10 protein-coding genes and 1 pseudogene are annotated in these 16,721 nt (G+C 56.9%); 2 read left to right on the top strand and 9 right to left on the bottom strand.

The window, feature by feature from the left end; translation table 11 throughout:
• Positions 1 to 38 precede the first annotated feature (38 nt).
• The 3 genes from HWX74_RS07110 to HWX74_RS07100 form a co-directional block, all read right to left on the bottom strand.
• Positions 39 to 2,804 (bottom strand): glycoside hydrolase family 20 zincin-like fold domain-containing protein, encoded by a 2,766-nt coding sequence (locus tag HWX74_RS07110; protein ID WP_176012884.1) that lies wholly within the window; start codon positions 2,802 to 2,804, stop codon positions 39 to 41.
• Positions 2,805 to 2,881: 77 nt separating this feature from the next.
• Positions 2,882 to 3,958 (bottom strand): LacI family DNA-binding transcriptional regulator, encoded by a 1,077-nt coding sequence (locus tag HWX74_RS07105; RefSeq protein WP_176012883.1) that lies wholly within the window; start codon positions 3,956 to 3,958, stop codon positions 2,882 to 2,884.
• Between the two features lie 195 nt (positions 3,959 to 4,153).
• On the bottom strand, positions 4,154 to 4,813 hold the full coding sequence (locus HWX74_RS07100) for a type II secretion system protein (RefSeq protein WP_217704884.1): 660 nt from the start codon (positions 4,811 to 4,813) through the stop codon (positions 4,154 to 4,156).
• Positions 4,814 to 5,276: 463 nt separating this feature from the next.
• Here HWX74_RS07100 and HWX74_RS20635 point away from each other — a divergent pair, with 463 nt between their 5' ends.
• Complete coding sequence (locus tag HWX74_RS20635; RefSeq protein WP_176012881.1) at positions 5,277 to 5,753, top strand: helix-turn-helix domain-containing protein; 477 nt, start codon at positions 5,277 to 5,279, stop codon at positions 5,751 to 5,753.
• A 59-nt stretch (positions 5,754 to 5,812) separates the two neighbouring features.
• Positions 5,813 to 6,639: pseudogene (locus tag HWX74_RS07090) on the top strand (IS5 family transposase).
• On the opposite strand, the gene HWX74_RS07085 reads toward HWX74_RS07090, so the two are convergent.
• From HWX74_RS07085 to HWX74_RS07060, 6 genes are all read right to left on the bottom strand, one after another.
• Positions 6,619 to 6,762 (bottom strand): hypothetical protein, encoded by a 144-nt coding sequence (locus HWX74_RS07085; RefSeq protein WP_176012880.1) that lies wholly within the window; start codon positions 6,760 to 6,762, stop codon positions 6,619 to 6,621. The pseudogene HWX74_RS07090 and the gene HWX74_RS07085 sit on opposite strands and share 21 nt — an antisense overlap.
• Before the next feature lie 91 nt (positions 6,763 to 6,853).
• A complete protein-coding gene (locus HWX74_RS07080) occupies positions 6,854 to 9,028 on the bottom strand; it encodes a hypothetical protein (RefSeq protein ID WP_176012879.1) in 2,175 nt (724 codons plus the stop codon).
• Between the two features lie 56 nt (positions 9,029 to 9,084).
• A complete protein-coding gene (locus HWX74_RS07075) occupies positions 9,085 to 11,823 on the bottom strand; it encodes a hypothetical protein (protein ID WP_176012878.1) in 2,739 nt (912 codons plus the stop codon).
• Positions 11,820 to 12,500: a type II secretion system protein gene (locus tag HWX74_RS07070; protein ID WP_176012877.1), complete on the bottom strand. Its 681-nt coding sequence runs from the start codon at positions 12,498 to 12,500 to the stop codon at positions 11,820 to 11,822. Before HWX74_RS07070 ends, HWX74_RS07075 begins: the two co-directional genes overlap by 4 nt.
• 100 nt (positions 12,501 to 12,600) lie before the next feature.
• Positions 12,601 to 13,671: a substrate-binding domain-containing protein gene (locus HWX74_RS07065; protein ID WP_176012876.1), complete on the bottom strand. Its 1,071-nt coding sequence runs from the start codon at positions 13,669 to 13,671 to the stop codon at positions 12,601 to 12,603.
• Between the two features lie 318 nt (positions 13,672 to 13,989).
• Positions 13,990 to 16,617 carry a beta-N-acetylhexosaminidase gene (locus tag HWX74_RS07060; protein ID WP_176012875.1) on the bottom strand — a complete coding sequence of 876 codons (2,628 nt, stop codon included), beginning with the start codon at positions 16,615 to 16,617 and terminating at the stop codon, positions 13,990 to 13,992.
• Positions 16,618 to 16,721: the final 104 nt, after the last annotated feature.

The raw sequence follows: 16,721 nt of genomic DNA, 5'->3' as shown, positions 1-16,721 counted from the left end.
AAAAACGCTGCCGGAAACCATTCCGGCAGCGCCGCAGTTTACCGGCCCGGCGCGTCCGCCGCACTGACCGCTAACAGATAAAACGGATAATGATCCGGAACCGCCCGCAATTCGAATGATTGAACCGCCTTTTCGGGATGCGGATTCTCCCAGCTCATATACCAGCAGCGCACCGTTTCACCGTCCGCCGGCCATTGCAGGGCATGCGCCGGCGGCAGGAAAAGATTGCAATCCTCGGTGGGCAATCCGATTTCCCGGCGGTAGCGCACCGGCAACGTCACCGTTTCGCCGTCTTCATAACAGATCACGTATTCGGCGACCGGCGTGCCGGCGGCGATGTTCCTGCCGAGATCGCGGAACGTATGCAGCCAGAAGAATTTTCCGATCCGGCGACCGACCGGAATGGCGCCGGAAGTTTCCGGAAACGGCGGATTACAGCGGGAACGCAGCGCCACCGCCGCCGGCTGTCCGTCCCGCTCCGACAGATGGAATTTGACGTTGCAGCCGGACGGATCGACCTTCAGCAGCCGGTCGAAACCGAGTATCGGATCGAGCAGAAACGGCCGATTGTCGGCATTCAAAGCCAGATTGGCGACCCCGGACAGGTCGAAAGTCACGCCGGGCGCTGCCGGATCCGGCGGCAATTGTAGCAGATCGTACAACACCTCTCCGCCGGCAAAATCGTTGGCCTCCGGCGCCAGATTCCAACTCCGGGCACCGCCGTAGAGATAACCGGCCACCTGCTCGAACGCTTCTTCATACAAGCGGTCGAAGCCATGATAACCGGCCCAGGTGGTGACCATGATTCCCAGCGCGCCGGTCCGCCGGCAGGCTTCCGCCATCACCCTGTTGTTCTCCCGCCCGAACCAGGTGCTGCCGACAACGTCGAAGCCGAGCCGGCGCAATTTCGACATATTCTCTTCCTTGATCGTCGTCTCGTAATTCCAAAAGGCGAAAACGATGTCCTTCGGCAGCTCTTCAAGACGTTTGCCCAACCCAAAGAAGCCGTCATCCCGTTTCCCGTCTTCAGTGTAGTAACTTGCAACAAACATATCCTGCCACATCATCATCCGGAGGTCGTGTTTCCGGCAGAAGTCATAATAGAATTTCACATCGTCCAGAATGACCTGCGCACCGCCTTTGGCGATATTGTGCGGCCGGGTCGGATAAGCATACTCCTGACCAACCTCGTCATGACCGATGTGCAGAAATTTCGGTTGACCGAAAACGTTCAGCACTTCCTCCAATGCGGCCTCCATCAGCGGATAAACGCCGGGATGCGACGGATCGTAGACATTCGGCCGGGCCGGATCTTCGGCCATTTCCAGATTCCGGCCGCCTTTGAACAGCCATTCACAGTGCCCCAGGGTCTGAAAAAGCGGAATCACTTCCAAATAATTCTCCTCGGCCAGTTCGACCAGCTTCCGCAGATCTTCCTTGCCGATGGCCCATGGCTGCCGGACCGCGGCGGTGGCATCCCAGGCGGCGTATTCGCACTCGATGTACAACTGGTTGAAATGCATCGGCGCCAGGACCTTCTCAATCAATTCGCCATGAACGCGCGGTGAATGTTCGTCGACCATGATCAGCACGCCCCGCCAAGCCAGATCCGGCCAATCGATGATTTCGGCGCCCGGAAAACCGCCGTCACGGTATAGTTTGCGCAACGTCTGGAGTCCGTAGAACGCCCCCCGGTCACTGCGCGAGACGACGATCACGCCATCCTCGCCGACGCGCAGCGCATAACCTTCCGGTTGCTCCGGCGCCGTCAAACCGGCCACCGGCCGGTCGGTCAGATGAATTTCCACCCCGCCCCGGCCGCCGGCCGACAACGGCAGTCCCAGGTCCCGCACCAGGATTCGTTCCGCCGCCCGCGCCAGCTTCCGTCTCTCTTCCGTTGTCTGGCCGTCGCCGAAGAGCCGCAGTCCGTCACCGGACGCCGGCCGATAGACGCCGGCCGTCTTCGTCCACTGTTTCGGGCCGGGCAGCAGCGGCGGCCGGCGCTCCGGCACTGTGACCAATGCTTTTTCCGGCTGCGCCGGCAACGCTTCGGCACTCTGCGGCTCCAACGGCGACGCCAGCCGCAACCCCGGTGACGGCCGGAAACTCACTTCAAGCTCATGGGAGTAGCGTTCACCCGCTTCCACTTCCGACTGCTTGATGACCAACAATCCCTGCGTCGCCGTCTCGGAATTGACGTCGAACCCGTATCCGCGCCGGTCACTCAGGTCGAACGGCACCCCGTGCTTCACATTGATCTGCAGTTCGCCGAGTTCACTATGCAGATTCAGCGTGCGCAAATTTTCGGCCAGCTTGACCGGATACGGCTGAATTTCCGGCGGAATTTTCCCCTCGATTGGCCGACCGTCCGCCCGGATGCCGTCAAAAGTTGCACCGCGCATCAGCAGGACCGGGATCATCAGCATCGAATATTCAACCAGTACCGGCTCTTCCCGCAACAGTTCTCCCTCGACGCGAATGATCACCCGGTCGGGTTGCACTTCGGCCGAATATTCTTCCAGGCGGAAAACTTCATTTTCCCGGAGCGGCTTCATCGTCAGGCGACAGGCGCCGCCGGGCAGTTCGTTGCGCGTCACCGTCGTCGGCGTCGTCCATGAATAAAAATAGTGCTCTTTTCCCCACGGCGGTTCGGTTACGATCAACCGGGAAAATAACGACAAATCCGTCCAATAGGCGATACCGGCACCGCGGGCATCGAGCGTCACCGCATAGTCGCCGCCGGCGGCACAGAACAGACACAATAGAAAACCGGCGAACCATGCCGGGAAAAAATACTTTTTCAAAATATTACTCCATTTATTTTTAGTAAAAAATCATACCGCCGTCTTTCCGGACGGCACCTCGGCAAGCGTCATGAAAATTATCGGGCGGCTTCCGCCAACGGCAGATAAGGCGCCGTCGAATCGCGGATGATAATCCTGCCGGAAAAGCGGTTGCTCCGCAACAGCGATTTTATCTTGTTGACGGAATTCTTCTTCTCGATCAAGTTCAGCAGATGGGTCGCCGCCTCCTGGCCGAGGCCGAATACATTGGCATCGCAAGTCGTCATCGGAATCGTGCAATAACGGCTCAATGACGTCTCCGTCGCCAAAATGCTGATATCCTCCGGGCAACGCGCTCCCCGGCGGATGATTCGGCCGAGAAAGCCGGCGCAATACTGATCGCTGCCGACGATGGCGGAAAAACGGGTCCGCCGGTCGGTCTCCAGCCAGGCGTCGGCCAGTTCGCTGCCGCAGGCAAAGTCATCTCCCCGGTAACGATAGTATTCGAGCTCCAAATCCGCAAGCCTGCCCTCCGCCAATCCCCGCGCCTGGGCATCCAGATAAACCCGCTTGGTCTCCGGATAGAAAAACGGCACCGCCAGCTTTCGGTGGCCCAAATCATAAAAAAACGACAGGACATTGCTGAAAACGACCGCATCGTCATTCTTGACGCACAGGATATCCTCCGGATAATCCCCTTCAATGGTCAGGAACGGCAGGTTGGTCCGCTGGATTTCACGCAGAATCTGCAAGTCGGCAATGCCGGCGATGATGACGCCGTCCAAGTCATGCTGCCGGATCGTCGTCGGGATGATAAAATCCCGGATATTGGTCATATCATAGGTCGCGACGGTGACATTGTACTTGCGCTTGCGGCAAACATCGTAAACGCCGGAAAGCATCGTCGAAAAATAATTGTTGGACAAGCCGAGCGTCACTTTGCACGACAACAGGAAACCGATCTGGTAGGTTCGCTTGCTGGACAACGCCCTGGCCGCCGAGCGCGGCACGTATTGATAACGCCGGATGATTTCCTTGACCCGATCCCGGGTCGCCTGGCAGACATTCGGCCGGTCATTCAATACCGCCGACACCGCGGCGATCGATACGCCGCTCAGCCGGGCGATATCAACGATGCTGACTTTCTTCTGCGGATTTTCCACTGTGACGTTCACAACCGAAAAAACTCCTCTCACATCTCGCGTTCCTGCTCCCATCCCGCCCGGCGGCCGAGGAAGCTCCATAACAATTTCTCCTGGGGCGGTTTCATCCCCCGCAACCGGACACTGCCATTCCCGTATTTTGAAGGCCGGGCACGAAATCGACATTCCATCTCCGCCCCCGGCGGTCAACTGTTCATTCGCTTCCGGTCACAGAGTCTCCAGGCAATAACGCCCGACATATCCCCAATCGCCCGAGTATTTGTCGCGGTCGGCATGGCCATCAAGGAACAGCATCCCCTGCTGCCGGTCGTGCCGGACGTCGACATCCTCGAACCAACCCTGGGCCTGCTCGGCGCTATAGACCTGAAAATACCACAGCTTGCCCTCCATCAGATAACAGATTTCCGACGGGCCGTAACCATTGTCCGGCGGACTCGACATCTTGCGCCCGCCCGCCCGGGCGCTGAGCGCGTAACCCGCATATTCCGGCGCGCCGTAACCGCCGCCGACCGTGTTCAATTTCCAATCCTTGATATAAGCCTTGCTCGGATTCTCCTTCCAGCCCCACATATTGTCGCCGGCCGCCGTCGGGCATTGCATCAGCTCCTCGCTCGCACCGTATTCCCGGCAGAGATAGGCGGCCCACATATCGAGATATTCGCCGACCGCCTGGGTCTGGATCAGATTGTCGTTATTGTCGTCACTGTAAAGTATAGACGACAAACCGATCTGTTTCAAGTTAGACAGGCATTTTATTGCCATCGCTTTGCCCTTCGCCTTTCCCAATGCCGGCAACAGCATCGAAGCAAGAATTGCGATAATAGCAATCACTACCAGCAATTCTATAAGTGTGAATCTCTTTTTCATTTTGGCACTCCTTTTACTTTGTTTGACAACTACCACCATGTTTATGGACCGCACAACCGCCGACAATCAGTGAAACGTTTTACCAACTCCATCCAACCGTTTTCTCTGAAAAGGACGCCGGATTTTCAGTGAAACGTTTTACTAAATACAAGTATAGCAAAAAAAAGAAAAAAAAGCAATAGGCAAACTGAAAAAAACAAAATTTTTTTTAATGGGTCAATTGAAAAAGTAAACGCACCGCAGAAAATAGACAGGTTGCATTTAGTTTGTCGCAAAGAAGGAGGCTGCATTCAGTTTGACAAATAGAATAAATTGCGTTTAGTCTGCCGGAAAAGAGTTTTACAGATAATGATCCTTTTGATATTGTCAAAAAGGCCACGCATTCCCCCCTTCCCCGGGGAGGGGGAGCGTTTAGTTTGACAAATGCGATGGCGTAACAAGCAGAATCAGGAGGAAAAAGAAAGTGTCGCATCTAACAGAATCGGATCGTCTGAAGATTGAAGCCTGGCTTCACCAGGGACGATCTCTTCAGCAGATTGCCCGGCAGTTGGGCAAGTCGCGAACAACAATTTCCCGCGAAGTGTTGAAGCACCGTCAAGCGAGTGAAAAAGGAGCGTCAGGGCGTATATCGAATCGCTGCATTCACCGCCTGAATTGTGATGTTTGGCATTTGTGCAGCGGCAGAAGGTGCCGGCGAAGATGCAGTGCCGGCAAGATCTGCAATCATGTTTGTCCCGGGTTTCATGAGGAGATTTGTCCGAAATTATCCCAGCCGCCTTATGTCTGCAACGGCTGTTCGGATGAATTCAAGTGCGTATTGAGGAAGCAATACTATATTACATCTTCGGCGGAACACGAATACTGTCAGTTACTGATTGAGTCAAGGAACGGCGCCAATCTCACCGAGGCCGAGCGAGTTGTGCTAATAACTTATCCCTAAATAACATTTGAAACATGAAAAATATTGCTATGTTATCATCAAACACTAGGAAGGTGAATATGGCAATGAATTCGTGGGAAGTCTCTGATGCTTTTTGGTCGAAGGTCGAACCTTTGATTCCCCGTGCAAGGCGTGATAGCAATCAAGAGTATCAGCGTCGTCGCGGAGCGGGACGCAAACCGTTGGAAGCGCGTCGAGTGTTTGAGGGTATCGTGTATGTTTTGCGAACGGGAATACAATGGAAGGCGCTTCCACGCGAATACGGGAGTTCAAGCAGCATACATCGTTATTTTCAGCGCTGGTCGAAAGCCGGATTGTTTCAAAAATTGTGGAAGAAAGGTTTGGCGGAATACGATGAGTTGGAAGGGATTTCCTGGCGTTGGCAAAGTATCGACGGAGCAATGAACAAAGCCCCATTGGCCCGGGAAGCAGTAGGTCCCAATCCCACTGACAAGGGGAAAAAATGGGACCAAACGTCACGTTCTCGTAGACGAGCGTGGCATCCCGTTGTCAATAGTCGTAACCGGAGCAAATCGGAATGATGTTACGCAAGTGAATGCCATTTTGAGCGCAAGAATGAGAAAGCCGCGAAGAAGAACCAAGCAGAATCTTTGTGCGGATGCCGGTTATACCGGCTCTGGAGAAGTTATGAAGGCGTACCGATATATTCCGCACATCAGACCGCGGGGAGAAGAGAGAATTGCAATCAAGCTAAGGTTATAAAACTCGACGTTGGATTGTGGAAGTGGCCCATTCATGGTTCAATCGCTTCAGAAAACTTCTGGGGCGTTTTGAAAAAACACATGCCGCATATGAAGCCTTGCTTCAACTGGCGGCATGCGTGATTATTTATAGAAACTTGCGGTTATTTAAGGATAATTTCTAAGCCCGGAGCGGATTTATTGACCGACACCGGCAGCAGACCGGTCTTTTTTCCGGTTACGGTTTGCGGTGTCGCGCTGATCCGCACCGCGGCACGGCCATCGGCGGCGAACTGCACCGGGTCCATTTTGATTCATTGCGCCATCTTTTTTCCTCGTTATCGCTCCTTTTCGCCAGCCTTTTATTTTCCATTGATTGCAAGAACTCCATAAATCCCGTCAATTCGGCATTTTGGCCGGTTCGGCCAGTTTGCCGAATGCCGGAACCGGCTGCCGGCCGGATTCCAGCCATCCGGCGGCCGTATCCGTTTCGACAAAACAGAGCACTTTCAACCGGTCCGGCGGAATCAGCAGCCGGTATTCCCGCTGCGCCACCGTTTCATCGCCGCTGTCGAGCACCACCGGCGGCGAAACCGGATCCCACAGGATCACCCGGTAATTGCCGGGCGGCAGCGTCACCCGTTCGGCCAGCTTCACCGTCTCCTGAACAACATTCGGCGTCAAATTGCGCAGGGTGATGAAGCCGCTCCGACCATCCCGGCCGGCGTACCAGAGTTTGCGATCCAGATCGCCGCCGGCCAGCTCAGCGGTCCCCACCGCTTCGGCCAGATTGCGGTTGCGGCCGAACAGCCAGCCGATGACGGCCAGCTCTTCCGGCGGCTGACCGGCCAGACGCCGCCACGGGCTGGGAATGTTGCCGTTGAAAATCTCGTTGATCGAACCGTAAAGCCATTCGCCGGAGCCGGCGTTCTCGTTGCGAAGCGGTCCGAGCAGCGTATGAGTCCGGCCGGCCGAGGCGGCAGCGAACTTCTCCACCAACGCCATCCGGCTTGTGACGCCGGCGGTATCGCCCTGAAAATTATTGCCGAGATGCCAGACCATCAGCGATGGATGCGGACAATTCAGAATCAGCATCTTGCCGTTGGCAACACACCAGTCGGACAGCAGTCTGGTATATTCGATCATCGCCACCTGCAGCGGATAAAATGGGAAATGCGCATATTTCCGGCTTTCGTCGACACCGGTGCTGGTCGCATAAAAATCGACGAAAATGCCGTCCAGGTCGTATTTCAGCACCCAGTCGGTCAGCCGTTTGAACTCAAACCGGGCGAAGGAGTAGCGCGGCGACGGCGTACACATGAAACCGTCCCAGTTCGGCAGCGGCTTGCCGGCACTGTCGACTATCCAGGAATCCCTGAAATTGCGGTAATCCAGCGCCGGGTCGGAATGGCGGCCATGGCCGTCCAGATCCGGCGCCATGAAGATATTGGTCCACAGCGGCACCCGGTAACCGGCCTGCTGCACCGCCCGGATCGCACCGGATTGGGCGACGGAAGCCAACTGTTCTTCCCGATTGAACATATTCAACACGCCGGTTCCCAGGTTGTTGACACCGGCAAATTCGATCGCCGCCGCATACGCCGGCTGTGCCGGAGTCGGCAGCTCCTCGGCAGTCACCAATGTCACCGGTTCCGGACCGGAACGCAGCCATTCGTTCTGCCGGCAATAATACTGTTTCCACAGATAAGCCCAGTCGAATCGTTCCGGGTACCCGGCATAGAGGTCGTAAGTCACCTCGGCGTCGCCATCGAAAAAACCGCCGTCGACAAACTCCTTTTCCGCCGGCAGGTAATAAATGTGGCCGGCCGACAGGCCGCCGGTAGACGCGCCGAAGAGAAAACCGGCGCGCGGATTGCCGGAGAGCACCAGCCCGCCCCGTTCGTTGCCGACCGCGGCCAGCGGCAGAATGCCCTCTTCGCCGGAACGCGGCGTCAAGACCATCGCCCCGGTAATCGGGTCGGTTTCATAAACATTTTCCCGGCCGAACTCTTCGGCGAAACAACAGAACAGATCGGTTCCCCAGGTCCAGTTGAACGATTCCCGGACGGCCCCGGCGAACGTTCCGGCGATAGTCGGCACCTCCTTCAGCCATTTCTTGCGAAAGGCGATGTAGTCGGTAAGGGTTCCCAGTTCCGGAGTCGGTACCAGTTGCCAGACCACCCGCACCCGGCCGGCTTCCGCCGTCAGATTTTTTACCGCCGTGGTTATTTTCACCCACGGCTGATCCGGTACCGCCAGCGAGAGCTGCAATTCATACCGGCCGCCGGCATCGCGCCAGCGCTGTTCGATTCCCTGTCGGGTCGCCGCATTGGCGACCAACTGCAATTTTTCCGCTTCGGCATCCGGCGACAACTGCATAACCGGCGACAGACTGCCGAACGGCGTCTCGCCCGGTCTGGCCAGAAAGATCCGGCCGTCCGGCTGCAAATGCGCTTCGATCCGCGTTGAAGAAACGACGCCGGCCGCTTTCCCATCCGGAGCCGGAAAATCGGTGCCGCCACTCGTACTACCCCATAGGAGGATGCAGACAAACCAAACATAAATAATCTTCATACTTTTTCTCTCGATCGGCCCGGCTGCCGCCGGACCGTGATTGATTTTCTCGCCCGTCACCGACCGGCGGCGATCAACTGTCCGGCCATTTCCGGCGTGACAAAGCAGAGGACCTGCACCGCCTCAGGGGCCAGGATCACTTCGAACTTCCGTGACGCCAGCGACTCGTCCCCTTCGGCCAGCACTACCGGCGGCGAAACCAAATCCCACAGTACCGCCTGGTAACGGCCCGGCGCCAATTCGACCCGCTCGCCGAGCGATACCTGCCGGACGGCAAGATCGGTCGAACGGTTTGCCAAAGTCACATAACCGCTTCGCCCTTCCGGACCGGCAAACCACAGCGCCCGGTCCAGGTCGCCGCCACGGATATCGGCATGCCCGACCCAGTCGATCAACCGCCGGTTGCGCCCGAACAATTCACCGATGACGGCCAGTTCGGCGTCGGACTGGTCCTTGAGCAGCCGCCACGGCGACGGCGTTTCCCCGTAGAACACCGCGCCGATCGACTCCTTCAGCCACTGGCCGGAACCGTTGCCGCTCTCAATGACGCCGAGCAGGGTATGCGACCGTCCGGCAGCGGCACAGGCGAGTTTTTCAACGATCGACATATGACCGCGAATCCCCAGCGTGTCGCCCTGGAAATTATGGGCCAGATGCCAGACCATCATCGACGGATGCGGACAGTTCAGGATGAAAATCCTGCCGTTGGCGATGCACCAGTCGGAGAGCTGCCTGCAATATTCGATCGTCGCTACCTGCAGCGGATAGAACGGGAAGTGTTCGTAACGCCGGCCCCAGTCGACATCCGGATTGAAGGCGTAAAGATCCAGGAATATGCCGTCGAAATGGTATTTTGTCATCCAGTCGGTCAGCCGCTTGAATTCAAATTGCCCGAACGAATACTTCGGCGACGGCGTACACAGGAAGCCGTCCCAGTTCGGCAGCGGCTTGCCGTCGGCGCCCAGTACCCAGGCGTCCTTGAAATTGCGGTAATCCAGCTGCGGGTCCCAATGTTTACCATGGCCGTCCAAATCCGGTGCCATGAAAATATTGGTCCACAGCGGTACCAGGTAGCCCTGCTGCTGTGCCTCAGCGATCGTTCCGGCGGCGATGAAATCCGCCACCTTTTCTTCATGCCTGAACATGTTGACCACTCCGGTCCCGATGCTGTTGACGCCGGCGCGACGCAGCATGCCGGCATAGGCCGACTGGTCGGCATCCGGAAATTCTTCGCCGGTAATCAGCGTCACCGGTTCCGGCCCGGAACGCAGCCACTCGTTCTGGGCGCAATAGTAGTCACGCCACAGGCGCCCCCAGTCATTGGCAACCGGATAACCGGCATAGACGGTATAAGTCGCTTCTCCGCTGCCGTCGAAAAATCCGTCATCGACGAAACCCTGCTCCGCCGGCAGATAATAGATGTGCCCGACCGAAATCCCCTCTGCTCCGGCGTCGAACAGGAATGCCGAACGCGGGTCGACCGTCATGACCAGTCCGCTGTGGTCATTGTGCACCGCCGCCAGCGGCACATAGGCATCGACCGGCGTCCGGGCCGCCTGCACCAGTGCGCCGGTAATCGGATCGGTTTCATAAATATCCTGGTCGTGAATCATCTCTTCCGGATAACTGAACGCCACCGTTCCCCAGGTCCACTCATGAATCCGGCGCAAGATGCCGATTTTATCGGCGATCGGCAGCGTATAATGAATCCACTTTTTGCGGAAGGCGATCAAATCGGTCATCAGACCGCTTTCCGGTGTCGGCGTAAACCGGTAAATGACCCGGACCCGGCCGGCCTGATCGGTCAGATTGGCCACCGCAGTGGAGATTTTCACCCAGGGCTGTTCCTCGGCGACGGCAGTCAAACGCAATTCGAACGCACCGGATTGCCAGCGCTGTTCGATCCGGCCATCGGCCACCCGGTTTTCGGTCAATACCATCGGCAACGCCGCGAAATCCGGAAGAGACTGCATTTCCGGCAACAGGCTGCCGAACGGTTTTTCCGCACCCGGCCTACTTAAGAAAATCCGGCCGTCCGGCTGCAATTGCGCTTCGATTTGCGACGAGGCGATCTGACCGGCCGACGCAGCTGCCGGTTGCGGCAAATGTGCGGAATCGTTCACCAATTTTCCTCCGAATTTGAAATTGTCCAGATAGGCGGTCATATCGACCGCATTCCTGCATTCCAGCGTCAGGCGGGTTCCGGCTCCGGTATCGTGGCGGAACGTTGTCCGGCAGACGATCCGGGCGGTATCCTCCTGTCCTTCCGGCCGGTATTCGAAAATATCGCTGTCGTCGGCGTCTTCGCCTGCCGACGGCAGCTTTTCCACCCAGATTTCCACCCGGTCGCCGAGGTTACGGACGCTCAGCCGGAGGAGACGCTCCGGCCAATCGTCGATTCTGGCGCCGCTGAAATGTTCCCAGTTGCCATCACGCTGTCCCCAAAACGCCACCTGACCGCCGAGAAATTCGACATACCAACCGGGATGTTGGCAATCTTCGGATCGGGCACTGACGGTAAAACCATAGCCGTCGAAGTGGGAAGCGGACGGTTGAAATTCCAACTGCAGTTCATAGTCATCCGGCAGCACCGGCTGAAATTCCAGGATTCCCCGCGGACCGTCGGCGCGGCCGCTGAGCAGCAACCGGCCGTCCTCAAACTGCACGGCGCCGGCCTCCGCCTGCCACCAGGCGGAATCCAGGCCGGAAGCGTCCTCGAATGAGTCGACATAAACTCCGGCTCTGGCTGTCCAGGCAGTCAGTACCAGTAAAAGCAACAGCAAGAGATGTTTCATTTCTGATTTAATCCCCAGACGTAACGCTGATCATACAACTCATGCCACTTGACGTTGCCGGCATGGCCGTCTACCCACAGCAGATTGGTGCTGACGCCCGGATGCCAGTCCCCCCGATCGCCTTCTGTCCCGGAAAATCCCTCGTCGCACGCACCGGCCGGACCGTAGCCGCCACTGCAATTATCGCGTATCATCCAGCACTGGGTCGGATAATAAATCGCGCTTGCCTTATGGCCCGGCCTGCTGGAATCCCAACCCATAACATTCATGTTGCCAAAATAGGAACTGTTCCCATTGCACCATCCCACTCCGTCGCGGCTGGTCGCCGGACAATGGAAAATACCAATCTGATCCTTGTAAGCCCGAGCATCAGTATCGTCATATTCGGCATCGCCGCCTGTGTACGGCGACATCTGGCCGACCCACATGTTGCGCGATAGGTAATTACCAAGCGCGGCACGGTCCAAATCCATCACTGCCGGCACCAGACAATCATCGTAATCCGAACCATACATCGCATTGGCCAGACCCAATTGTTTGAAGTTGGCTACGCACTTGATCTGGATCGCCTTCGCTTTCGCTTTACCCAATGCCGGCAACAACATGCTAGCAAGAATGGCAATAATCGCAATAACGACCAGCAATTCAATCAATGTGAATTTTTTTCCCTGTTTCATTTTCGTTTTTTCTCCTTTGATTGGTTTCCGAATATTAACTCACCGGTGACTCAAAACTTCTCGTTCACATTGCCGGATCATGGTACCATCATGACGCCGCTTACGCCGGCGCCCGCACCGAGGAGGCGCGGATCTGCAGTTGAACATCGACGACGGTCCGTCTCTCGGTCGGCTGCTGCTGCATCAACGCGAGCAGCTTTTGCGCCGCCAAGACGCCGAGCTGTTCCGGAAAAAGTTCCATCGAAGTCAGCGCCGGATGGGCGAAACGGGCCAGAATCGAATTGTTGCAGCCGGCCACTCCAATCTCCTGCGGCACCGCCACCCCCAGTTCCCCCAGTCGCTTCAAGACATTCATGGCGATCAGGTCATCCACACAGACGACCGCATCCACTCCGGCCGAATACAATTCCTCCGCCTGTTCCCGGCCGAGCGCCGGTGAATAATCGGCAAAAACCTGCCAGGCCCGCTTGGCGGGAATGCCCGCTTCATGCAGAGCACTCTTGTAGCCGGCAACCCGGTCGGCAACCACCGGAAAGCCGGGATCAAAACCGAGAAAGCCGATTTTGCGGTAGCCGGAATCCAGCAAATGCCGCGTCAACAGGTAGCCGACCGCCACATTGTCGCTGTCCACCGAATAGCGGTTGCGGGATTCGGGCCGGCCGATCACCACGACCGGCACGTGATGTTCCTCCAGCTCCTGGAAAATGGCGAAATTCAAACTCGGATTGGAAACGATCAACCCTTGCAGGGCGCCCTGGGCGGCCAATTCACGGAAAGAAGTTTCACTCTCCAGAAACAACATGAATCCGGTTTGCTGATGATGAAGGACGATTTTTATCCCGCCGACCAGTTGCATCCAATAGGAATTTTCCAAATCGCTGTCGCTTGTTCCGGTAATCAAGCCGATCATCTGCCGGGCTTTATCGTGTTCAAGCCGCAGGTGCTCGGCCGCAAAAGTGCCTTTGCCCGGCACCCGCAGGACCAGGCCCAGATTTTCCAGCTCTTTCAGCGCCTGCCGGACGGTAATTTGACTGACGTGGTAATTCCGGCACAATTCCCGTTCGGAAGGCAGCGCCTGATGGGCTTTGAACTGGCCGGAAACGATCTTTTCTTCCAGCAGAGACTTCAACTGCAGATAAAGCGGACGCGGATTTTTTTTATCGATAACCATAAACAAAAAACAATAAAAACGGTTACGGTTGAGGATTAATGATTTTTAAAACTGAGTATAATCGCTAGAGATAGTATAGCAAAAAAACTTGCCAAAGTCAATCCCCCCTTGTAACGATTTTTCAGAAAAAGTGGCCAAAAAGTTCCCTTCAAACAATCCGAGGCCGTTTTCCCCGATTGGGAAAACGGCCTCATTACACGGCAAAGCGCCGCGGAACAACCGGATGGAAAACGCTGGCAATACGGCATTTTCCGGCGTTGGCTCCGCTCCGGCGGAACCGGAGCGCTGACCTTTTTATTTTGCCGCAGCGGCGGCAACTTATTTGCGATAATCCTTATAATGAACGTCAAACTGACTCAGGCGCGGATAAAAGAAATTCAAACGCCGTTCGAATTCCTGCCAGCCGCACCGTTCCGGCGCCGACCAGACTTTTTCGCTCATCGCCGTCATCCGCGGGAAGAACATGTAATCCGCCTGGGCCGGGGTGGAGATGAACTCCGTCCACAGCGCCCCCTGGCCGCCCAGCACCTTCGAGCGCAGCTCCTCCGGCACCCGCGCCATCGGATCAAAGGTATAGGTCTGTTTGACCGTCGTCATGCCGCTGGTGATCGCCAGCGGTTCATCCGCCTGGCTGCCCTGATAATAATCGAAATAGTTGCAGCCGGCATTGTTGCTGAACACTTCGTAACCGGCCGCCGCCGCCCGGGCCACCATCTCCTGGCTCAAGTAGGCATGAATCATCGTATCCGGCCGCAAATTGTCGGCCATGACCTGCTCCCAGCCCAGCGCCCGCCGGCCATGTCGCGCGACGATTTCCTCAACCCGGCGGGTGAAATAGTTCTGCAGTTCCACTTCGCCGGCAAACCCCTTCTCCTGCATGAACGCTTTGCAGCGCGGACAGGCTTCCCAGGCGCCGCTCGGCAGCTCGTCGCCGCCGATGTGGATGATTTTGCTGTCCGGAAACAGTTCGACGGTTTCGGCGATCAGCCGGTCGATGAAATCATACGTTTCTTCCCGGCTGGCGCAGTAAGTCGCCACCCAATAGGGCCGGAGGAACCAGGACGCGGTATTGGCATCGCCGTGTTTGCCTTCCAGCAGTTGTTCTTTCTGGCAGGCATTGTCCGGATAGGCGTACAACGCCGCGTTGGCATGAGCCGGCATTTCCACCTCCGGGACGACCGTGATAAAGCGTTCGCGGGCGTAATCGACAATCGCTTTGACATCTTCTTTCGTATAGAAGCCGCCGGCGGAATCACCCCACCAGGCGCCGACTTCCGTCAATTTCGGGAAAGCATCGCTCTCCACCCGCCAGGCGGTACCGTCATTGTAATGCCAGTGGAAGGTGTTGAGTTTCTGCAGCGCCAGTAAATCGATCAGGCGGAAAAGATATTCTTTCGGGAAAAAATGGCGCGCAGTATCGAAGTGCACGCTCCGCCAGGTATATTCCGGCCGGTCGACAATTTTCACCTGCGGAATGACCCAGTCCAGATAACGGAACTGCCGGCTTTCGATTTCCGGCCGGAACAGTTGGCGCAAACTCTGCATCGCATAGAACAGACCGGCATTTTCCGCCGCCGTCAACCGGATCGTATCGGCAGCAACTTCCAGCTCGTATCCCTCTTTGCCGGTCGTCCCGGCCTGTTCCGGCGCCAGCGTCAAGACGATCCGCCTGGGATAACTGGCACCGCGCACCGGATCGACGATCGGCAGCGTAAAACCGGTCGACGGAGCCAGCAGCGCCCGCAACTGTTCGGCAACCGGCCGGGCGGCTTCGCTGCCGTCGCTCAACACGATGGCGCTCTTCGGCAGCAATTGAAAAAGTCCGTCGCCGATTTCCAACTCCTTTACCGCCGGGATGATATTGACCATCTGCTCCTTCAGCATCAACCGCGGCGAGGCGAAGGCCGCCGAAACCGGATAACCGATTTTCGTGCTGACCGGCACGGAAGGCACCCCGCAGAAATCATTCAAATATTTCATTTCGGCATATTCCTCCCGGTCACGCCGGGCCGTCTGCAACACCAGGAAGAATTTATCCAATTTGCCGAGCCCGGGCGCCAGAACCCGGTAAGTTTCAAATCCGCGCGGCAACTCATCGATTTTCACCCGGCCCAAATCCGGACCGTCCGGCGTCGCTCGGACCGCCACATAGACCAGGCCGCTTTCCGGCTGCCGGGAAACATCGGCAACGTCGATTTCAACCCCGGCCGCCGCGGCGCCGAACGGATTGGCATATTCCCGCAAACAGATCGTCTCCATCGCTTCCGGGCCGGAATCAAGCTGCAGCGCCGCCCGGTTGTCATACGTCGTCAAATCGAGCACCGGCGCCGCCGCTTCCGTCTCCCGGGTCAAATACTTCTGCCGCAGCGCAGCGGCATCCGAATAAGCGCCGTAGTCGTCCAGCAAACGCTTCCGGTCTTCCTGCACCCATTGCCAGGCGGGATCCTCGGCAAATTCCAGATCGTCCACTTCGACGAACATGGCCTCTCCCGGCTGTTTATGCAGGCCGAAAACCAGAATAAAACGGTCCAGCTCGGCCAGCTCAAGGTCGCCGACCGTCACAGTCTGCCACGCATCGGTCAATTCGATCGTCTGGCCGACACTGTCCGGCATGCCATTGCGGGGACGCAGAACGACGTTGAAAGTCTGGGGCGTTCCCTGATCATTGCCGCCGCGCACCCGGAAACGAATCGCCGAATGGCGTTCCCCTTCCGGCAATACCACTTCACGAAAAACAACCGAATAATTCCGGTCGCGATTTTCCATCAGCATGAAATGGTTGCCGTCGCGTTCCCCCAGCTCCAGCCGGTCGGGATAGGGATTGTTGGCATCGAATTCCCGGTAAACCTGCCGCATCGCCCCGCTGTCCGGATAATTCTCAAAATCATCGAACGCCATGGCGCTCCAGGTTACCGCCATCATCATCAGAGCCGACCAAAATTTCATTTGCACTCCAGTTTTTACATCGGTTCATCGTTTTTCTTCATCCACATCCATTAGTATAGTAAACCGATTTACAAAAGTCAACCGTGTTTTTACCAATTTTGCAG

The organism is Victivallis sp. Marseille-Q1083, from assembly GCF_903645315.1.
Classification (GTDB): domain Bacteria; phylum Verrucomicrobiota; class Lentisphaeria; order Victivallales; family Victivallaceae; genus UMGS1518.
This window is presented reverse-complemented; position numbering and strand designations above follow the sequence as displayed.